Annotated in this window: 23 protein-coding genes; 17 read left to right on the forward strand and 6 right to left on the reverse strand. The window is 70.3% G+C overall.

The features are described from left to right. Window positions 1-78: 78 nt before the first annotated feature. The 3 genes from ACWGDB_RS11610 (at window position 79) to ACWGDB_RS11620 (ending at window position 1,549) form a co-directional block, all read left to right on the forward strand. Entirely contained in the window at window positions 79-585 is a 507-nt protein-coding gene (locus ACWGDB_RS11610) for a MarR family winged helix-turn-helix transcriptional regulator (RefSeq protein WP_369276311.1), read from the forward strand. Between the two features lie 206 nt (window positions 586-791). Next, complete coding sequence (locus ACWGDB_RS11615; protein WP_453822251.1) at window positions 792-1,304, forward strand: sigma factor-like helix-turn-helix DNA-binding protein; 513 nt, start codon at window positions 792-794, stop codon at window positions 1,302-1,304. Then, window positions 1,301-1,549: a hypothetical protein gene (locus ACWGDB_RS11620; protein ID WP_453822252.1), complete on the forward strand. Its 249-nt coding sequence runs from the start codon at window positions 1,301-1,303 to the stop codon at window positions 1,547-1,549. Before ACWGDB_RS11615 ends, ACWGDB_RS11620 begins: the two co-directional genes overlap by 4 nt. Window positions 1,550-1,588: 39 nt before the next feature. Here the strand turns inward: ACWGDB_RS11620 and ACWGDB_RS11625 are convergent, their stop codons facing one another. Further along, window positions 1,589-2,743 carry a cystathionine gamma-synthase gene (locus ACWGDB_RS11625; protein ID WP_453822253.1) on the reverse strand — a complete coding sequence of 385 codons (1,155 nt, stop codon included), beginning with the start codon at window positions 2,741-2,743 and terminating at the stop codon, window positions 1,589-1,591. Window positions 2,744-2,929: 186 nt separating this feature from the next. On the opposite strand from ACWGDB_RS11625, the gene ACWGDB_RS11630 reads away from it, so the two are divergent. From ACWGDB_RS11630 to ACWGDB_RS11665, 8 genes are all read left to right on the forward strand, one after another. Continuing rightward, window positions 2,930-4,048: a hypothetical protein gene (locus tag ACWGDB_RS11630; RefSeq protein ID WP_453822254.1), complete on the forward strand. Its 1,119-nt coding sequence runs from the start codon at window positions 2,930-2,932 to the stop codon at window positions 4,046-4,048. A gap of 137 nt (window positions 4,049-4,185) precedes the next feature. Next, window positions 4,186-5,763: a M48 family metalloprotease gene (locus ACWGDB_RS11635; protein WP_453822255.1), complete on the forward strand. Its 1,578-nt coding sequence runs from the start codon at window positions 4,186-4,188 to the stop codon at window positions 5,761-5,763. Between the two features lie 172 nt (window positions 5,764-5,935). Next, entirely contained in the window at window positions 5,936-7,054 is a 1,119-nt protein-coding gene (locus tag ACWGDB_RS11640; RefSeq protein WP_453822256.1) for a hypothetical protein, read from the forward strand. A gap of 79 nt (window positions 7,055-7,133) precedes the next feature. Beyond that, entirely contained in the window at window positions 7,134-7,799 is a 666-nt protein-coding gene (gene msrA, locus ACWGDB_RS11645) for a peptide-methionine (S)-S-oxide reductase MsrA (RefSeq protein WP_453822257.1), read from the forward strand. Continuing rightward, window positions 7,796-8,035 (forward strand): DUF3885 domain-containing protein, encoded by a 240-nt coding sequence (locus ACWGDB_RS11650; RefSeq protein ID WP_453822258.1) that lies wholly within the window; start codon window positions 7,796-7,798, stop codon window positions 8,033-8,035. Before msrA (ACWGDB_RS11645) ends, ACWGDB_RS11650 begins: the two co-directional genes overlap by 4 nt. Before the next feature lie 31 nt (window positions 8,036-8,066). Then, complete coding sequence (locus ACWGDB_RS11655; protein ID WP_453822259.1) at window positions 8,067-8,339, forward strand: DUF3885 domain-containing protein; 273 nt, start codon at window positions 8,067-8,069, stop codon at window positions 8,337-8,339. A 188-nt stretch (window positions 8,340-8,527) separates the two neighbouring features. Beyond that, window positions 8,528-9,199, forward strand: coding sequence for a HEAT repeat domain-containing protein (locus ACWGDB_RS11660; protein ID WP_453822260.1), 672 nt, complete (start codon window positions 8,528-8,530; stop codon window positions 9,197-9,199). 3 nt (window positions 9,200-9,202) lie between these two features. Beyond that, the gene (locus ACWGDB_RS11665) at window positions 9,203-10,267 is read left to right on the forward strand and encodes a MerR family transcriptional regulator (protein WP_453822261.1); all 1,065 of its coding nucleotides are present in this window, start codon (window positions 9,203-9,205) and stop codon (window positions 10,265-10,267) included. A gap of 81 nt (window positions 10,268-10,348) precedes the next feature. On the opposite strand, the gene msrA (ACWGDB_RS11670) is transcribed toward ACWGDB_RS11665, so the two are convergent. Continuing rightward, on the reverse strand, window positions 10,349-10,861 hold the full coding sequence (msrA, locus tag ACWGDB_RS11670) for a peptide-methionine (S)-S-oxide reductase MsrA (RefSeq protein WP_383603643.1): 513 nt from the start codon (window positions 10,859-10,861) through the stop codon (window positions 10,349-10,351). A gap of 148 nt (window positions 10,862-11,009) precedes the next feature. Then, complete coding sequence (locus ACWGDB_RS11675) at window positions 11,010-11,771, reverse strand: helix-turn-helix domain-containing protein (RefSeq protein WP_453822262.1); 762 nt, start codon at window positions 11,769-11,771, stop codon at window positions 11,010-11,012. A gap of 221 nt (window positions 11,772-11,992) precedes the next feature. On the opposite strand from ACWGDB_RS11675, the gene ACWGDB_RS11680 reads away from it, so the two are divergent. From ACWGDB_RS11680 to ACWGDB_RS11690, 3 genes are read left to right on the forward strand one after another with little or no spacing between them, the layout of a single operon-like run. Next, a complete protein-coding gene (locus tag ACWGDB_RS11680) occupies window positions 11,993-12,664 on the forward strand; it encodes a DUF4097 family beta strand repeat-containing protein (RefSeq protein ID WP_453822263.1) in 672 nt (223 codons plus the stop codon). A gap of 50 nt (window positions 12,665-12,714) precedes the next feature. Further along, window positions 12,715-13,698, forward strand: a complete 984-nt coding sequence (locus ACWGDB_RS11685) for an ATP-binding cassette domain-containing protein (protein WP_453822264.1) — start codon at window positions 12,715-12,717, stop codon at window positions 13,696-13,698. Further along, window positions 13,695-14,486, forward strand: a complete 792-nt coding sequence (locus ACWGDB_RS11690; protein ID WP_453822265.1) for an ABC transporter permease — start codon at window positions 13,695-13,697, stop codon at window positions 14,484-14,486. The genes ACWGDB_RS11685 and ACWGDB_RS11690 overlap by 4 nt, the downstream gene beginning before the upstream one ends. Before the next feature lie 62 nt (window positions 14,487-14,548). Here ACWGDB_RS11690 and ACWGDB_RS11695 read toward each other — a convergent pair whose 3' ends face one another. Further along, window positions 14,549-15,346 (reverse strand): carbon-nitrogen family hydrolase, encoded by a 798-nt coding sequence (locus ACWGDB_RS11695; RefSeq protein ID WP_453822266.1) that lies wholly within the window; start codon window positions 15,344-15,346, stop codon window positions 14,549-14,551. 94 nt (window positions 15,347-15,440) lie between these two features. On the opposite strand from ACWGDB_RS11695, the gene ACWGDB_RS11700 reads away from it, so the two are divergent. Beyond that, complete coding sequence (locus tag ACWGDB_RS11700; RefSeq protein ID WP_453822267.1) at window positions 15,441-15,914, forward strand: SRPBCC family protein; 474 nt, start codon at window positions 15,441-15,443, stop codon at window positions 15,912-15,914. A gap of 61 nt (window positions 15,915-15,975) precedes the next feature. Here the strand turns inward: ACWGDB_RS11700 and ACWGDB_RS11705 are convergent, their stop codons facing one another. Next, a complete protein-coding gene (locus ACWGDB_RS11705) occupies window positions 15,976-16,890 on the reverse strand; it encodes a helix-turn-helix domain-containing protein (RefSeq protein WP_453822268.1) in 915 nt (304 codons plus the stop codon). Between the two features lie 185 nt (window positions 16,891-17,075). On the opposite strand from ACWGDB_RS11705, the gene ACWGDB_RS11710 reads away from it, so the two are divergent. Continuing rightward, window positions 17,076-18,116: an NAD(P)-dependent alcohol dehydrogenase gene (locus ACWGDB_RS11710; RefSeq protein WP_453822269.1), complete on the forward strand. Its 1,041-nt coding sequence runs from the start codon at window positions 17,076-17,078 to the stop codon at window positions 18,114-18,116. Window positions 18,117-18,317: 201 nt separating this feature from the next. After that, complete coding sequence (locus ACWGDB_RS11715; RefSeq protein ID WP_389452380.1) at window positions 18,318-18,701, forward strand: VOC family protein; 384 nt, start codon at window positions 18,318-18,320, stop codon at window positions 18,699-18,701. A 16-nt stretch (window positions 18,702-18,717) separates the two neighbouring features. Here the strand turns inward: ACWGDB_RS11715 and ACWGDB_RS11720 are convergent, their stop codons facing one another. Next, on the reverse strand, window positions 18,718-19,488 hold the full coding sequence (locus ACWGDB_RS11720; RefSeq protein ID WP_453822270.1) for a globin domain-containing protein: 771 nt from the start codon (window positions 19,486-19,488) through the stop codon (window positions 18,718-18,720). Window positions 19,489-19,509: the final 21 nt, after the last annotated feature.

The following is a 19,509-nucleotide window of genomic DNA, read 5'->3' on the forward strand; positions in this document are numbered from 1 at the left end:
TCCGGGCCGCGTACCCTGTCCCCCAACCCAGCACCCCCTTCATGAAGTGAGCCTCCGGCCATGCCCACAACACCTGAAATGTCGATGGACATGACGACCGTCGCTGACAGCGGTCTCCTCGACACGCTGCAGCACGAGGTGGCGGTGTTCGCCCGTCGTGCCGAACAGACCCGGCTCGGTGGGGTCGGACAGGTGCGCAACTCCATGGACCGCGCCGCATACCTGCTGCTCAACCGCCTCGACAAGGAGGGCCCCATGGGCGTCAAGGCGCTCGCCGCGAGCATGGGGATCGACTCGTCGACGGTGACCCGGCAGGTGGCGCCGCTCGTCGACACCGGGCTCGTCAAGCGCACCTCGCACCCCGAGGACGGGCGCGCGGTGGTGCTCCAGCTGTCCCCGCGCGGGCAGTCGCGGCTGGAGGAAGTGCGTTCGTCCCGGCGTCAGTTGATGGCCGAACTGACACAGGACTGGGCCCCGGAGGAGCGTGAGGCGTTCTGCACGCTCCTCACTCGCTTCAACACCGCGCTCTCCTCGCGGATGGCGGCGCAGGGAATCTCGGGCACGGACACGCCCACGGCCTCCTGAGCGCCGATTCGGCACCGCTGGGACGCCCGTCGCCGTGCGGAATCCGCCCCCCGCACGCGCGCGTACTCGTGTGATCCGCTCCCGGCTCTTGACCCTGGGCCGTCACTGGCCTCATATGAAACCGGGTCCTCCTCGTGCGCGGCCGAAACGCGTCACGCGCGGGGGCCGGGGTCCGGTTCCTCAGGGTCGGTCAGGCGGGAGGGGCGGTGGGTCGACGGCGAGTGGTCCAGGACGCCCGCCGGGACCGCGAGTTCGCGGCGTTCGTCGCGGGCGCGGCAGGGCGGCTGCTGCATGCCGCCACGCTGCTCACCGCTGAGCCGCCGGGCGACAACCCGCGCGCGCGGCGGCTGCTGACGCTGTCCCTGGCGCACACGTACGCGTGCTGGGACCGACTGCACGGCGAGGACCCGTACGACCGCGCCCGCCAGTACCTGGCCACGCGCTTCTCCCGGGCCGTATGGCACCGGTACGGCCCTCTCGGCACCCTCGGCCGGCCCCGCCCGCACCCCGACGGCCCGCTCGCCCGGCTCTCCCCGCGGGAACGCCTGATCGTGGTCCTGCGGTTGTACGAGGGGGTCGCCGAGGAGCAGGCGGCGGCCCTGCTCGGGCTGCCCAGGGAGCGCGTCCACGCGATCTGCGACCGGGCGACGGCGACCCTGCTGCATCCTCCGCGCGAGCCCGCGCGGGCCGTGCCGGTCCCGAAGGTGGTGTCGCCATGAACCGCGCCGAACGGGAAGCGGCCGTACGACGGATCATGGAGCGCACGCCGCCGCCGGTGCCGCCGGAGCTGTACGCGGAGGCCGTGCGGCGCGGCGGCCGCATGCTGCGTCGCAGGAAGGCCGCCGTGTTGCTGATGTGGCTGGTGCTGTTCGCCGCGACGATGGCGTTCGTGGTGTGGGCGCTGACGGCCCACCCTTGGGTGGAGCCGCCGTCGGAGACGACTCCACCGCTGACGGGCTGGTGACCCCTTCTCCGGTCCCGTGCCCTTTCCTGCCGTCCTGGGCTAGCCGAGCGCCTGCTGGAGGTCCTCCAGGAGGTCCTCCACGTTCTCGATGCCCACAGAGAGGCGGACGAGGTCGGCGGGGACCTCGAGGGCGGAGCCGGCCACCGACGCGTGGGTCATGCGGCCGGGGTGCTCGATGAGGGACTCGACGCCGCCCAGGGACTCGCCGAGCGTGAACACCTTGGCGCGGTTGCAGACCTCGACGGCCGCCTCCTCGCCACCGGTGACCCGGAAGGAGACCATGCCGCCGAACGCCTTCATCTGCTTGGCGGCGACCTCGTGACCGGGGTGCTCGGGCAGGCCCGGGTACAGAACGCTCGTCACGCGCGCGTGCCGGGTCAGCATGTCGGTGATCTTCATGGCGTTCTCGCTGTGCCGGTCCATGCGCACCGACAGCGTCTTGGTGCCGCGCAGCACCAGCCAGGAGTCGAAGGGCCCGGCGACCGCGCCCATCGCGTTCTGGTGGAAGGCCAGTTCGTCGCCCAGGTCCGAGTCGCTGACGATCAGCGCACCGCCGACGACGTCCGAGTGACCGCCCATGTACTTGGTGAGGGAGTGCACCACGACGTCCGCGCCGAGGGACAGCGGCTGCTGCAGATACGGCGTGGCGAAGGTGTTGTCGACGACGAGCTTCGCGCCGGAGTCCCGGGCGATCTGGGCGACGGCCGCGATGTCGGTGATGCCGAGCAGCGGGTTGGAGGGGGTCTCCACCCACACGATCTTGGTCTTCGGGGTGATGGCGGCCCGGACGGCGGACGGATCGCTGGTGTCGGCGACCGACCACTCCACGCCCCATCGCGCGACGACCTTCGCGAACAGCCGGAACGTGCCGCCGTACGCGTCATTGGGGATGACCACGTGGTCGCCGGGGCTGAGCAGCGTACGCAACAGGCAGTCCTCGGCCGCCAGTCCGGACGCGAACGCGAGGCCGCGGCGGCCGCCCTCCAGGGCCGCGAGGTTCTCCTCCAGGGCGGTCCTCGTCGGATTGGCGCTACGGCTGTACTCGTAGCCGCCGCGCAGGCCGCCGACGCCGTCCTGCTTGTAGGTCGAGACCTGGTAGATCGGCGGGACGACCGCGCCGGTGAGGGGATCGGCGGTGTTGCCCGCATGGATCGCGAGGGTCTCGAAGTGCTGACTGATGTGCCTGTCGCTCATGGGCACCGAGCGTAATGCGCGAACGCGGCGGATGCCGTACGACGGGGGTTCCGGCCCGGCCCGGCCCGCTCGGCCCGCTCACCACGGACCCGTTTTCCACAGGCCCCGGCACGCCACGGAACTCGTTTTCCACAGGCTGCCCGACCTCGTTCGCCAATTGTCGGCGGCGTCTGGAACGCTGGAGGCATGGAAATTCTCTGGGTCCTGATCGCGCTGGTCATGATCGGCTTTGTGGTCGTGCCGTTCATGAGGCGCAGGCGGGGCATGATCGAGCAGGTCCACCCCGGCCACCCGGACGCCGCGGACCCGGCGAATTACGGCTTCGTACGGCAGGAGGAGCTGGACGTCCGCATGCCCGGCCCCGACCAGGACCTGCTTGACGTCCTGGACCTGGTGCAGCGCACGCAGGACTACAAGGCGGCGTCCCAGCTCCTCGCGGGCACCGAGGCGGAGGGCGAGCAGCGCTGGCAGCGCGTGCAGGCCTTCGCCGGCGCCGCGTCGCTGGAGCTGCAGCAGCGGCCGGGCGGCGTGAGTGAGTCGCCGGGCGGGCAGTGGCTGCGGGTGTGGCGCACCGAGCAGCCCAAGGACGCCGGCGGGGCGGCCGTGCACGCGGAGTTCCTGGTGCAGCAGGCGTGGCGCACGGCGACGCCGGGCACGGACGAGTTCCGGATCATCATGGAGGAGGCGAAGTCGGCGTGCGGAGAGGCGGCGCTGCTCGCCCCCGGTGACCCGATTCCGTACATCGTCGAGCTGTCGGTCGCGCGAGGACTCGCCTACTCGCGGCCGGAGTTCGAGCAGCTCTGGCTGAAGATCCTGGACCGCGCCCCGTCCCACATGGGCGCGCACCTGGCGGCCTTGCACTACTGGTGCGAGAAGTGGCACGGCTCGCGGAAGCTGGCGTACGAGTTCGCGGAAGCGGCGGCGGCCCGCGCACCCCAGGGTTCCCTCCTCGCCGCCATGCCGCTGTTCGCGGTCTTCGAGCACCTGCCCGAGGTGAACCTGGTCAGCGGCTTCTACCAGAGCGAGGTCGTGACGAAGGCGATCCACGGCGCGTTGTACGCGGTGCACGCGGCCCGCCCCGACGACCCGATGCTGGCGCACGTACGCCACCTGCTGATGTTCTTCCTGGTCCGCGGCGAGCGTTGGGCCGAGGCCATGGACCAGCTGATACACGTCGACGGCCACATCGGCGCCCTCCCCTGGACCCTGTCGCCCGACCCGGCCGCCGAGTTCGCGGTCTACCGGGCGCTGGCCGTGGCGGGCTACGAGGCCAACGGCGGCAGCCCGGCGACCCTGCCGCACTGAGCCGCGCACCCACCCCCAAAGAATCCTCATTGCCGCACTGACCTGCGGTAGGGCATACTCCGCTTCCCCCCACAACACTTCGTCATGTCCATTTCTCGTGGGGGGAATTGCCCAACATGGGGGCAACTCTGCGTGCCGTGCGCGCGCTCATCCTGCTCGCCGGGTTCTATCTGCTCGGTTTCGTCATGCTCGGCGCGCTCGTCGCCGTCGACTGGGCCGTCGCGGAGGGCGGGGTAGGGAGCGTCACCGCCAAGGTGTGGATCGTCAGCGCGCTGCTGGCGATCCCCATCGTGCAGGGCATGTTCGCGCTGCGCACGCCCAAGGACGAACCGCTGCCCGGCCTGCCCGTGACCGAGCAGCAGGAGCCGGCGCTCTGGACGGCCGTACGCACCCTGGCCGAGGAGACCGGGACCCGCGTGCCGGACGAGATCGTTCTGACCCCGGACGTGAACGCGGCCGTCGCCGAGGACGCGACGTTCCTCGGCCTCAAGCCCGGCCGGCGCCGTATGTATATCGGACTGCCGCTGATGGCGGGGCTGAGCGAACCGCAGCTGCGGGCCGTGCTGGCCCATGAGTTCGGGCACTACACGAACCACGACACCCGCCTCTCCGCGATCACCCTGCGCGGCCGCCTCCAGGTGATGCGCACCGTCGCCAGCCTGCACGAGCGTTCCCGTAACAAGGTCGCCAAGGAGGAGTCCAAGCAGGAGAGGAAGAACGCCAAGCGGCTCGCCAAGGGAAAGAATTCGGGCGCGGTCGACGCCGGGACGGCGGGCCTGAGTTACCGCCTCGCCGCCAAGCCGTTCCTCTGGTACGGCACCTTCTACCTGCGCGCCTCCCAGGGCGTGGGCCGGCGCCAAGAGCTCGCCGCCGACCTGGCCGCCGCGCGTATCGCCGGCCGCGACGCCACCGCGTCCGCGCTGCGCGAGATCCCCGTCCTGGACTCCGCCCACGGCTTCTACATGCAGTCGTACGCGACCCTCGGCGCCGGCGCCGGACTGCTGCCGCCGCCCGGCGAGATCTTCGGCGGGCTGCGCCATCTGCTGGCCGGGCGCGCCGACGAGCTGGCCGAGATGCGGCGGGCCCTGCCCGAGGAGGAGCAGTCGCCGTACGACTCCCACCCGCCGATCGCCGAGCGCATCGCCCGCGTCGAGCAGCTCCCCGACGACGGCCGCGCCCTGACCGGAGCCCGCCCCGCGCTCTCCCTGCTCACCGACCCGGCCCACGCCTTCACCGCACTGGAGCGGGCCGCCCTCACCCCCGAGGCCCATCAGCTGCGCCGCACCGCCGACTGGACCCAGCTGGTCAACGAGTCGATGCTCTGGCACGCCGACCAGGACGCCGAGCCGCTGCGCGCGGCGGTCACCGAGATCCACGGCGGTGACGGCTCCCTGGCCTCCTTCCTGGACGCCGTCGACGCGGGCCGGCTGTGGCAGATGGCCGACCGTCTGCCCAAGTCGCAGGAGGCGCAGGCCGCCACGGGCCGCGCGGCACGCGAGTTCACGCGCCCGCAGGTGCGCGCCCGCCTGTCCCGCATGGTCGTCGCCGAGTTCGTCCGCGCCGGCCGGGCCCACTGGGAGCTGTCCTGGTCGGACTCGGCACGGCTGCGGCTGCCGGACGGTTACGAGGAGGCGCTGAAGCAGGCGCTGGACGCGGTGGTGGAGGACGTACCGGACACGCGGGAACTGCGGCAGTTGCTGGCGCGGAAGCACTGACCGACACCGGGGGCGGAGCGACGCCGGCTTCGCGGCCGGCACATGTCCGAGGCCCGGCATCGAGCACACGCCGCACCCCCCGTCCTCCCTCCCCGTCCCCCTTCTCTCCCATCCCCCTTCTCCTCCCCCGTTCGCCGCTCAAGCCCCTCACCGCTCAAGGACGTGGACACCCATGAGTCACATACTCCCGATCGTCGTGATCCTGCTCGCGATCTACTCCTGGTACCGCGTGCAGAAGAAGTCCGCCCCGAGCGGAGGCGGCGCATCCGTGCGCAACCGGGATCTGTCCAAGGCCGCCGCCCGGCTGGGCTTCCTGCCCGGCGAGCGGCTGGACACCGACCGGGCCTACGCCCCCGACCCGCGGATCGCGGCCGCACGGGAAGCCGTAAGGGCCGGGGACTGGAAGGCCGGCGCGCAGTTCCTTGCCGGGGCCGGGCGGGACTGGCAGGAGCGGGACCGGCGCTCGAGTGTGCTGGCCGACGAGGCCGTCAAGGACGACTCCTGGCTGCTGGCCTGGCGCACGGAGCGGCCGGAGGACTCCGACGCGGCCCTGGTGTACGCGGAGTCACTGATCTACCTCGCCTGGGAGGTCCGCGGCTCGGCGACCGCCGAGCACACCACACAGGAGCAGTTCGCGGGCTTCCGCCGCATCCTGGACCAGGCCCGTGCGGCGTGTGCGCGGGCGCAGGCGCTGGCCGGGGACGACCCGTGCCCGTTCATCGTGGAGATCCCGCTGGCGAAGGGCCTCGGGTACCCGCACGAGAGGTTCGAGGAGATCTGGGCCGAGATCGTCAAGCGCGACCCGCACCACCTGGCCGCGCACACCTCCGCCCTCCAGTACTGGTGCGCGAAGTGGCGCGGCTCGCACGAGCTGGCGGAGGGCTTCGCCCGGTCCGCGGCGGAGAAGGGCGCGCCGGGGCAGTTGCTGACCCTGCTGCCGCTGGAGGCGTACTTCGAGTACGAGATCCAGGACTCCGATCTGGAGCAGGACGAGTTCTACAAGCGCCCTGAGATCGTCGCGGCGGTCGACGCCGCCCTGGTCGACGTGGCGGCCGCGGCTGCCGCGAACCCTGAGGACTGGCGGATCCCGCAGGTCCGCCACCTGCTGGCCAGCCTGCTGTTCTGGCAGGACCGGTACGAGGCGGCGGCGGAGCAGTTCCGACTGATCGACGGGTACATCAACGCCGTGCCGTGGTCGTACCGCGGCGGCCGGGACGCGATGATCAAGGCGTATGTGCAGCAACGGGACTTCAGCGCCGCGCAGGTGGTGAAGGCGCGGGGCGGAATCTGAGCCCCTGGCCGTACGTTGAGGCGGGTACAGCAGCCGTCGTGCCTTCGGGCTGCGCTGTGCCCGCGAGGAAGGAACCCTCATGCTCTTCGGCCGTACGCCCGTCCTGCCCACTCCCGAGCAGGCACTGCAGGGCCGTCCGGAACCGATTTTCCCGGTCCCCGACCGCCACACGGTCCTCGGCAACCCGCTCCTCGGCCCCTACCCGGAGGGCCTGGAGATCGCCGACTTCGGACTGGGCTGCTTCTGGGGCGCCGAGCGCAAGTTCTGGCAGCTCCCGGCGGGCGTGTGGACGACCCTGGTCGGCTACCAGGGCGGGCACACCGAGAACCCCACCTACGAGGAGGTCTGCTCGGGCCTGACCGGCCACACCGAGGCCGTCCGCGTGGTCTTCGACCCGAGGGTCATCTCGTACGCAACCCTCCTCAAGACCTTCTGGGAGTCCCACGACCCCACGCAGGGCTTCCGCCAGGGCAACGACGTCGGCACCCAGTACCGCTCGGCGCTCCACCCGCACACCCCGGAACAGACGAAGACGGCCGAGGCGTCCCGCGGGTCCTACCAAGAGGTCTTGACCCGCTCCGGCTACGGCACGATCACCACGGAGATACTGCCCGCGGAGGGCCGGGTCTTCTATCCGGCGGAGGGATATCACCAGCAGTACCTGGACAAGAACCCCGCCGGGTACTGCGGCCTGGGTGGCACGGGTGTGTCCTGCCCCATCGGTGTGGCGTCGGCTGAGGGATGAGCAGCGACCTGGACAGAGACTGTCTGTCCGCACTGTGGCAGCGCCAGTTCCCCAAGGGACCTCCGATCGCCCATGAACTGCGCGCTGCCTACAGCGACCGCTGGGTGCGCTTCCACAGCCTCCCGGACTCGAAACGCTACCCGGAGAGCGAAGACGAGTACGCCATCGTCCTCCATCGGTACAACACGGTCCTCGACGGAACCGGACGGACCAGAGCTCCCGCCGCGACGGCGTGAGGTACACCCTGAGGGCACCCGATGGACGACCTTGGTCTACGAGGACGAAGCGGACCCCGCATTTCACAGCTACACGCACCTTCACGCTGACCGCCGGCGCTGGCGACCGGGCATGGTCGACGGCATCCTCCGCGAGGTCGCGGATGACGTACTCAGCGGAGTGATCATCACCGACAGCGGACTCAGCCGCCTCCACCACCCCTACGACGGCGGCGCAGACGTCATCGCGACGAGCCCCGAAGATCGGAACCAACTCCGTGACAGCCACCGTGACTGGCTGCCTCGAAACCCGGCCGGCCTTTGAATCGGAAATCGGGGAGCGACCAGCCGCTCCCCGATTGAGGCATGGCCTTGGAGGATGACTGAGCACGGCGCCGGATGCCGGGCGTACGGGGCCTGTCCTCAGGACCGGCAACGGGGCGAAGTCGTCCGTGCGGCTTTGACCTTGACACAGTGACAAGGCCTTCACTGTTCGCCGAGGAGGTGGTCCCGATGACCATGACGCGGCAGGACACGGAGGCGACACGTGCGCTCCGGGCGCTGGAGGACGGCCGTTCGTCCGTGCGGCTGCGGGCGGCTCTGGCGGTCGGCACGACGCCGGATCCGCGCTTCGTCGACAAGCTCGTCGAGCGATGCAGGGTCGAGCCCGAGTTCTTCGTACGCGACATGCTGACCTGGGCGCTCACCCGCCACCCGGTGTCGCTGACGCTCCCCCGGCTGCTTCGCGAAGTCCGCTCGGAGCGGGCGCAGGCACGGAGCCAGGCGCTGCACACGCTGTCCAAGATCGGGGACCGGCAGGCGTGGCCGGCGATCACGCGGGCGCTTCTGTCCGACGCCGACGACGAGGTGGCGCGGAGCGCCTGGCGGGCCGCTGTCCTGCTCGTGCCGGACGGCGAGGAGTCCGGGCTGGCCGCCGTACTGGCGACACAGCTCGGGCGCGGTGAGCGGGAGACGCAGCAGAGCCTCAGCAGGGCGCTGGTCGCACTGGGGGAGGCCGTTGCGCCGGTGCTGCGCACGGCGGCGACAACTGCTGACCGGCAGGTGCGCACGCACGCGCTCGCCACGGAACGGCTGCTGCACGACCCCGATGCCGGGTTCGAGTTCGCGATCGAGGAGGCGAAGCGCATCGTGGCTCTCGGCGGGTCCGGCCAGGAGGGACGATAGGAAGTGTTGATCGGTGAGGTGGCGCGACGGTCCGGGGTCAGTGCCCGCATGCTCAGGCATTACGAGTCGCTCGGTCTGTTGCGGCCCTCGGGGCGTACGGGCTCCGGCTATCGGGAGTACTCCGGCGACGACATCCGGCGGATCTTCCACATCGAGAGCCTGAGGTCGCTGGGGCTGTCGCTGCGTGAGATCGGACGCGCGCTCGACGATCCCGGCTTCACGCCCTCGGCGCTCGTCGACGACCTCATCCGTCAGACACACGAACGCATCGCGGCCGAGACCGAGCTGCTCACACGGCTCCGCCGGATCGATGCCGCGGAACCCGCCGACTGGGAGGACGTCCTCCAAGTCGTCGCATTCCTCCAGGCGCTGGGGTCGAAGAGCGCCGCCGCCCGCCAGCGCGCGGCCCTCTCCTCGGCCGGCGAGGTTCCGGTGCCGGTGGAAGCCCTGGTCGAGGCGGTACTGCGGGAGTCTGAGCCGAACGTGGCCGGAGCTCTCCGATGGGCGCTGGCGCGTTCGGGGGACGACGGCACGGCGCTGCTGGCGGAGGGACTCGGCTCACCGGTGGCCGCGGTGCGGGAACGAGCTGTCCAGTCGCTCGCCGAGATGCCCGGAGACGAGGCCACCGCCCGGCTGCGGGACGCCCTCGCGAACCCCGATGCGGTGGTCCGCGGCCATGCGGCTCTGGCGCTCGGGACGCGTGGAGTGGCCGAGGCGATCCCGGTGCTGATCGACATGATCGTGGCGGGAAGGAACGACACCGATGCCGCCGACGCACTGAGCATGCTGGCGAGCGACGCCGCGACGGTGGATCCGACCGCCGTGGATCGGATCGCCGTGGATCGGATCGCCATGGATCAGATCTCCGTGGATCAGATCGCCACCGGGCTCGTCGACCGCCTCGCCCACGACACCACCGAAGCGGCCGCACGCGTACGGCTGACGCAGGCGCTGGCGGACATCCCGGGGAGCACGGCTTCGGATGCCCTCGTGGAGCTGTCGCAGGACGGGGACCGTGCCGTTGCGGTGACCGCGACGTACCTTCTCCGGCTACGCGACGCACGGTGACGGACGTACTCATCCGGGCGTGCCGCGGAAACGGCGGAGCCTGTGCCGGTCAGCTCCGCCGTCCGCCGGGCCGACTCGCGGTCAGCCCTCGGCGCGGGCGGGCAGCCGCCATCCCGGGCGCGGGAAGTGGCAGGTGTAGCCCTCCGGGTACCGCTGCAGATAGTCCTGGTGCTCGGGCTCGGCCTCCCAGAAGGGGCCCACCGGCTCGACCTCGGTGACGACCTTGCCGGGCCACAGGCCGGAGGCGTCCACATCCGCGATCGTGTCCTCGGCGATCCGCTTCTGCTCGTCGTCCACGTAGTAGATCGCCGAGCGGTAGCTGAGGCCCATGTCGTTGCCCTGGCGGTTCTTCGTGCTCGGGTCGTGGATCTGGAAGAAGAACTCCAAAAGCGCGCGGTAGTCCGTCTGCGAAGGGTCGTAAAGGATCTCGATCGCCTCCGCGTGCGTGCCGTGGTTACGGTACGTCGCGTTCGGCACGTCGCCCCCGGTGTAGCCCACCCGGGTCGCCGTCACGCCCGGCAGTCGGCGGATCAGCTCCTCCATCCCCCAGAAGCATCCGCCCGCCAGCACGGCCCTCTGCGTCTGCGCAGCCATCGTGGCCCTCCAATATCGGTCCGCTCGGTCACTCGGGCTGCTCTGCTCGCACACACCGGCATCCCATGCCCACCTCCCTCAACGCATGAGGGGGCCAGGCGATTCCGAGTCCGATTCGGAGTCCGGATTCCGAGTCCACCGGCCTCCGTCAGCCGCTTTCACCCCTCCCCTCCGACCCGGCAGTCCCGTCCGCGGTCGTCGCGGGCTTCGTGTAGAGGACCTCCCGCGCCTGCTCCGCGGCGCGTGCCGTGCTTTCGGAGACGAAGTCGAGGAAGCGGGCGATGTTGTCGAGGCGGGTGGCGGCCGGGGTGCCAGGGCCGAGGACGCCGACGCCCTGCCGTGCCGTCACGACGACCTGGGCGATGGCGCGGGCGCTGGCCATCAGCGATTCGTACCAGACGTCGTCGTCGACGACGTAGCGCTCGCGGCGGCGGTCGTCGCGTTCCCGGCGGACGAAGCCCTGGCTGTCGAGGAACGTGATCGCCTTGGAGATGGACGCCGGGCTGACCTGAAGGCGCTGCACGAGTTCGGACGCGGTGAGGCTGCCCGCATCGGTGATGGTGAGGCAGGCCATCACCCTCGACATCATCTTGGGCATGCCCGACTGCATGAAGACGGTCGTGAGCAGCTCCTCGTACTCGTGTACGGCCTCGGCGTCGCGTCCGTGGGCCTGCGGGGGTGCCTCCGATCCCCGGGGGGCGGCCTGCCTGCGCCGGTGGGCGCGGCGTTCGGTGGCGCGGTGGGCGAGGTCGGAGCGGTAGGCGGTCGGGCCGCCGTTGCGCATCACCTCGCGCGTGACCGTCGAGGTCGGACGGTCGAGGCGTCTGGCGATCTCCGCGTAGGCGAGGCCGTCGGCCAGTCCCAGCGCGATCTGCTGGCGTTCCTGCTGGGTGAGTCTGCCTCCGGGCACCACGTTCTCCTTCGCACTTTCTGGTGCCGCCCAGCATAGCGTTCACCTCCATTCCATTGCAACGAGCGAGCTAGTGTTGTTGCATTAAGCTGAAGACCGTTGCAACGAAATTGCATGCTTGACCTGCATTAATGACATCAATGCGCAACGACTTGATTGCGTGATCCTTGAATGCAACGTAGCTTTTCCCTCATCGGAAACAGCGAGTCAAGGAGAGCACGATGCAGAAGTTCGACACCCCCGCCCCCGTCTCCGCCGTCCTCGACATCCCCGCCGGACGCATCCGCCTCATCGCCGCCGACCGGGCCGACACCACCGTCGAGGTCCTGCCCGCGGACCCCTCCAAGAGCCGCGACGTGCAGGCGGCGGAGCAGACCGAGGTCGCCTACGGCGACGGCGTCCTGCGCATCCAGGTCCCGGCGGCGACGAACCGGATCCTCGGCGCCTCCGGGTCGATCGAGGTGACGGTCCAACTGCCCGTCGGCTCCCGCGTCGAGGCGAAGGCGGCCGCCGCCGAACTCCGCGGCGTCGGACGGCTCGGCGACGTCGCCTTCGAAGGCGCACAGGGCACGGTCAAGCTCGACGAGACCGCCGGCGCACGCCTCACCCTGCAGGCCGGCGACATCACGGTCGGCCTCCTCACCGGACCGGCGGAGATCAGCACCCTGAAGGGCGACCTCCACATCACCGAAGCCGTGCGCGGCACCGTCACGCTGCGCACCGAGCACGGCGCGATCTCGGTCGGCGCCGCCCGCGGGGTCTCCGCCTCCCTGGACGCCGGCACCACGTACGGCCGGATCCACAACACGCTCAAGAACGCCGAGGGCGCCGCCGCCGACCTGAACATCCACGCGACCACCGCCTACGGCGACGTCACCGCCCGAAGCCTCTGAACCGCCCGAAGCCTCTGAACCGTCCGCAGCCTGTAGAAGGAGCACACCTCATGACCAACGTGGCCATCGCGGCGAACGGGCTGCGCAAGTCCTACGGGGACAAACTGGTCCTCGACGGCATCGACGTGGCCGTCCCGGAAGGAACGGTCTTCTCCCTGCTCGGTCCGAACGGGGCCGGCAAGACCACCGCCGTGAAGATCCTGTCCACCCTCATCACCGCCGACGGCGGACAGGCCCGGGTCGCGGGTCACGACCTCGCCGCCGACCCGCAGGCCGTACGGGCCGCGATCGGCGTCACCGGGCAGTTCTCCGCCGTCGACGGCCTGATCACCGGCGAGGAGAACATGCTCCTCATGGCGGACCTGCACCACCTGTCCAAACGCGAAGGACGGCACGTCGCCGCCGAGTTGCTGGAACGCTTCGACCTCACCGAGGCCGCGAAGAAGCCCGCCTCCACCTACTCCGGCGGCATGAAGCGGCGCCTGGACATCGCCATGACCCTGGTCGGCAACCCGCGGATCATCTTCCTCGACGAGCCGACCACCGGCCTCGACCCGCGCTCCCGGCACAACATGTGGCAGATCATCCGCGAACTCGTCTCCGGCGGCGTCACCGTCTTCCTCACCACGCAGTACCTGGAGGAGGCCGACGAACTCGCCGACCGTATCGCCGTGCTCAACAACGGGAAGATCGCCGCCGAGGGCACCGCCGAAGAGCTCAAGCGGCTCATCCCCGGCGGACACATCCGGCTCCGCTTCACCGACCCGGCCACCTACCAGCACGCCGCCACCGCACTGCGGGAAGCCACCCGGAACGACGACGCCCTCGCCCTGCAGATCCCCAGCGACGGCAGCCAGCGCGAGCTGCGCTCCATCCTCGACTGGCTCGACGCCGCCGGCATCGAAGCCGACGAACTCACCGTCCACACCCCCGACCTCGACGACGTCTTCTTCGCCCTGACCAGCGGCACCGCCATCCCCAACCAGCCGACCCAGCCGAACCAGCCGAACCAGTCCAAGGAGAACGTCCGATGAGCTCCCTCTCCCTCGCCGTACGCGACTCCACCACCATGCTGCGCCGCAACCTCCTGCACGCGAGGCGCTACCCCTCCCTCACCCTGAACCTGCTGCTCACCCCGATCATGCTCCTGCTGCTCTTCGTCTACATCTTCGGCGACACCATGAGCGCGGGCATCGGCGGCGGCGGCGCGGACCGCTCGAAGTACATCGCCTACATCGTTCCCGGCCTGCTGCTGATGACCATCGGCAGCACCACCATCGGCACCGCCGTATCCGTCGCCACCGACATGACCGAGGGCATCATCGCCCGCTTCCGCACCATGGCCATCCACCGCGGATCGGTCCTCATCGGACACGTCATCGGCAGCGTGCTGCAGTCGATCACCAGCGTGGTCCTCGTCGGCGCCGTCGGTGTGGCCATCGGCTTCCGCTCCACCGACGCCACCGTCCTGGAGTGGCTCGCCGCGTTCGGACTGCTGGTGCTCTTCGCCACGGCACTCACCTGGATCGCGGTCGGCATGGGCCTGTCCAGCCCGAACGCCGAGGCCGCCAGCAACCAGGCGATGCCCCTGATCCTGCTGCCCCTCCTGTCCAGCGCCTTCGTGCCCATCGACGCCATGCCGGGCTGGTTCCAGCCGGTCGCCGAGTACCAGCCCTTCACCCCGGCCATCGAAACCCTGCGCGGACTGCTCCTCGGCAGCGAGATCGGACACAACGGATGGCTGGCCGTGGCCTGGTGCCTGGGCCTCGCGGTGCTCGGCTACTTCTGGTCGACCTCGAAGTTCAACGACGACCCGAAGTAACTGCCATGACAACGCGGGCCACCCCCGCGACTCGCTTCATCAGAGGGCGGCGACCGCACAGGTCACCGCCCTCCAGGGGCTGCAATGGCCAGGACGCGGTCGCGCAGTACGGGGAGTTCGGAGCGGATTCGGGCGACCTGGGTCATGTCGCAGTCCACCGTCAGCGTCTCCTGCGCGGTGCCGGCCTCGCCCAGCACGGTCCCCCACGGGTCGACGGCCATGCTGTGTCCGCCCTGCCGCATGCCGCCGTGCTCACCGGTCGCGCAGCAGGCCAGGAGGAAGACCTGCTCCTCCAGGGCCCTCGTGCGGGTGAGGAGATGCCAATGGCTGAGACGAGCCGCCGGCCATGCGGCGGGCACCACGATCAGCTCCGCGCCCGCGTCGAGCAGCCCCCGGAAGAGTTCGGGGAAGCGCAGGTCGTAGCAGATGGCGAGGCCGATCACGCCGAAGTCGGTGGGGACGGTGACGATGTCGTCGCCACCGCCCATCAGGGTCGCCTCGCCGGTGTCGAAGCCGTACCGGTGGATCTTGCGATAGCGACCCCGCAGGTCGCCGGAGCGGTCGAAGAGGAGAGCGGTGTTGTACAGCGTCCCGTCCCCGTCCCGCTCGACGATAGATCCGGCGTGGAGCCACGTGCCGGCCTGGCGTGCGGCGGCGGACATGGCCTCGGCAGTGGGGCCGTCGGCCGCTTCGGCATCACGCTCCCAACCGTCGTACGACCACGCGCCGGCCGTCCACAACTCGGGCAGGACCACCAGATCGTCGCCCCTCCGCTCGCGGACCAGCGAAGCTGCCCTCCGGCGGCGCTCGTCGGCGGAATCCGACGAGTCCACGGAGAGCTGTATCAGCGAGGCACGCATGGCTGTCACCTCCGTGACCTTCCTCCTTCTACGAGCGTAGGGCGGCAACCGGTCTCCCGCGCGATTGTCGGACCCTGCTGCTTTCATGGAGGGCATGACCAACACAAGCGTCGTCGTGGAGCGACATATCGCCGCAGGTCAGGGCCCTGTGTGGGAGGCCGTGACCGACCTTCGGGGTATGGAGCGCATGCTCACCGGGGTGACGAAGGTCGAGGTGCTCACGGACGGCGCCTTCGGCGTCGGTACGCGGTGGCGCGAGACCCGGAAGATGTTCGGGAAGGAGGCCACCGAGGAGATGTGGGTGACCGCCTGCGAGCCGCCCGAGCGGTATGTCGTGGAGGCCGAGTCGCACGGAACCCACTACGTCTCGGAGTGGGTGCTTCTCGCGGACGGGCCGTCGGCGACGACCGTCCGCATGACGTTCTCGGGCGAGCCCGTCGCGGGCTCCGGTGGCTTCGCGGGACTGCTCGCGAAGATTCTCGGCGGCGTGGGGGCGCGGGCGGTGCGCAAGGCCATCGCGAAGGACCTGGACGATGTCGCGTCGGCGGTCGAGGGCCGAAAGCCGTAGACGCAGACGTCCGGGCTGGGCGTCGTCCGACCGGTCCCGCCCCTCCCGTCCTCCCTTCCCCCTACGGCGCCGGCGTACCCGCCTTCGTCGCGTCCGCGCCCCAGCTCGCCAGCAGCCTCAGCGCCTCCGCCGACGGTGACCCCGGCTCCGCGTGGTACGTGATCAGGACCTGTTCCGTGCCGTCGGACAGACGGAACGACTCGAAGTTCAGGGTCAGTTCGCCCACCAGGGGGTGCCGCAGGCGCTTGACGCCGTAGCTCTTCTCCTTGACGTCGTGGTTGGCCCACAACCGCCGGAACTCCTCGCTCTTGAGGGAGAGTTCACCGATCAGCGCCGACAGTCGCGGGTCGTCGGAGTGGCAGCCGGCGTCCATGCGCAGGAAGGCGACCATGTCGGACGCCTTCTGGTCCCACTCCACGAACAGATCGCGGTACTCCGGCTTCAGGAACACCAGCCGCGCCCAGTTCCGCTCCTGCACCGGCAGCTCCGACCAGTCGCCGAAGACCGCCGCCGCCATCCGGTTCCAGGCGAGGATGTCCGAGCGGCGGCCCGAGACGTACGCGGGGACGCCGTCGATCGAGTCCAGCAGCTGCCGCAGTGCCGGCCGCACCTGCTGCGTCCGCGCGGCCGGCTTCTTCTTGTGCTGCTTCGGCTTCGCGAGATGCGTGAGGTGGGAGTGCTCGGCGTCGCTCAGGCGCAGGGCACGGGCGATGGCGTCCAGGACCTCCGCGGAGACGTTGCGCCCGTTGCCCTGCTCCAGGCGCGTGTAGTACGCCACGGACACCCCGGCCAGCTGTGCCAGCTCCTCGCGCCGCAGCCCCGGCACCCTGCGGTGCCGCCCGAAATCCGGCAGCCCGACGTCCTCCGGCTTCAGCCGGGCGCGCCGGGTGCGCAGAAACTCGCTGAGCTCGGCGCGCGGGTCCAGGCCTGCGCCGGTGTCGGCGGCTCCCCTCATCGATTCGGGCTTTTCGTCCATGCCTCAAGTATTCCCGGTCGTACGCACACCAGCCTGTCCCCGTCAGTGGTAGGACCCGCGGACATACGAACAACCGGGGTCTGGGTACTTTCCACGCCCTCCACCAGGCTGAATGGCGTGCCCGGACGGAAGCAGAACCAGACCAGAAGGCAGCCGGGCGCAGAACCCCGCTAGGAGAACCCGGCATGACCACCGTTGCCGCATACGCAGCACCCGCCGCCAAGGCTCCGCTGGAGCGCACCACCATCGAGCGCCGCGAGGCCGGCGAGTTCGACGTCCAGATCGACATCAAGTTCGCCGGTATCTGCCACTCCGACATCCACCAGGCCCGTGAGGGCTGGGGCGAGGCGATCTTCCCGATGGTGCCCGGTCACGAGATCGCGGGCATCGTCTCCGAGGTCGGCTCCGGGGTCACCAAGTACCAGGTCGGCGACCGTGTGGGCGTCGGCTGCCTGGTCGACTCCTGCCGTGAGTGCGATAACTGCAAGGCCGGCCTGGAGCAGTACTGCACCGGCGGCAACGTCGGCACGTACAACGCGGTCGGCAAGGACGGCGAGCCCACCTACGGCGGCTACTCGCAGAAGGTCGTCGTCGACGAGAACTTCGTCGTCCGCATCCCCGACGGCCTCTCCCTGGACGTCGCCGCGCCGCTCCTGTGCGCCGGCATCACCACGTACTCCCCGCTCAGGCACTGGAACGCCGGCCCCGGCAAGAAGGTCGCGATCCTCGGCATGGGCGGCCTCGGCCACATGGGCGTGAAGATCGCGCACGCGCTCGGCGCCGAGGTGACGGTCCTGTCGCAGTCCCTGCGCAAGAAGGACGACGGGCTGAAGCTGGGCGCGCACCACTACTACGCCACCAGCGACCCGAAGACCTTCGAGGAACTGCGCGGCTCCTTCGACCTGATCCTGTCCACGGTCTCGGCTCCGCTGAACCTGGACCGGTTCCTGTCCCTCCTCAGGACCGACGGCGCGTTCGTGAACGTCGGCGCGCCCGAGGAGCCCGTCGCCCTCAACCTCTTCTCGGTGATCGGCGGCCGCAAGACCCTCGCCGGCTCCGGCATCGGCGGCATCCGGGAGACCCAGGAGATGCTGGACTTCTGCGCCGAGCACGGACTGGGCGCCGAGATCGAGCTGATCGCCGCCTCCGAGATCAACGAGGCGTACGAGCGGGTGCTGAACAGCGACGTGCGGTACCGCTTCGTGATCGACACGGCGACGATCTGACACGGCCGCGCTGACGCGCCCCGAGGGCCCCGGAGCCGCACCGCTCCGGGGCCCTCCCCCGACCCGCCCGTGGACGGCGGAAGGCCGAGTACCGAAGGAGTAGCCCGGCCCCCTCCTCAGGACCGATGTGCCGAACGGCAGCCCTGCCTAGCGTGAAAACAGGAGCCCGTCCGAACCGTGCACACGAGGAGGCAGCCCCCGATGACCGTCCAGCTCAACCACACCATCGTCGCCGCGCACGACAAGAAGGCCTCGGCCCGGTTTCTCGCCGACATCCTGGGCCTGGAGGTGAGCCCGCAGTACGGCCCCTTCATCCCGGTCGAGATCCCCAACGGTGTGACCCTGGACTACCTGGACTCACCCGGCACCATCACGACGCAGCACTACGCGTTCCTGGTGTCGGAAGACGACTTCGACACCATCTTCGGCCGGATCCGGGAGGCCGGCCTGCCCTTCTGGGCCGACCCCCACCACCGCCGCCCCGGCGAGATCAACCACAACGACGGCGGCCGCGGCACGTACTTCGAGGACCCGAACGGCCACAACCTGGAGATCCTGACGAGGCCGTACGGCAGCGGCGGCTGAGGCCCCGCGCTGCGCATCACCCCTGATACGGCGGCATGACCCCCCAGTGCCACTTCGGCACCGGCTGTTCCGCCGGCGGCACCGCGTCCGGGCCCGAGAAGTACACCGCCAGTCGGGTCCCCCACTCCACGTACGCCAGGAACGCCGAGCGGAACTCCGCGTCCGTCGGCAGGCCGGCCTCGTCGGCGGCGTCCTGGATGAGGTTGACCCAGCGGCGGCGCTGGGGCTCGGTGATGCCGCGGCCCATGTGTTTGGCGACCATGTGGCCGTGGCCGCCCTGGGTCTCGGAGTAGGCGGGCGGGCCGCCGAAGACCTCGCCGAGCCACAGGGCCACGTGTTCCGCGTGAGCCGGGTCGAGGTCGGCGAACAGCGGGGCCAGGAGGTCGTCCTTGAGGACCTTGTCGTAGAAGGCCGAGGTCAGACGGGCGAATGCCTCGGCGCCGCCCGCCCAGGCGTACAGCGTCGGCACCGACGCGCCCGCGCCCCGCACCGTCGTCGGCTTGTAGTGGCGCATCTCCTGGATGTGCGGGATGTAAGGGCGGATCTCGGCGAGGAAGTCGGCGAACAGCTCCGACTCGCGGAAGCCCTCCATGTGGTCCTGGGTCGACGTCCAGGTGATCCGCAGGATGAAGTGCTCGAAGTCGTCCTCGCAGCGGGCGAGTTCGTAGTCCACGCAGTGCGGGGACGCGGCCAGCTGGGTCGCGGCGCGGGTGTAGGCGGCCAGGAACTCGGCCGACCTCTGCTCGGGGATGCGGTACCGGATGTATTCCACCGTGTGAGCCGTCATGGCCTCACGGAAACACGAACC

This window comes from Streptomyces sp. NPDC055013 (genome assembly GCF_053608645.1).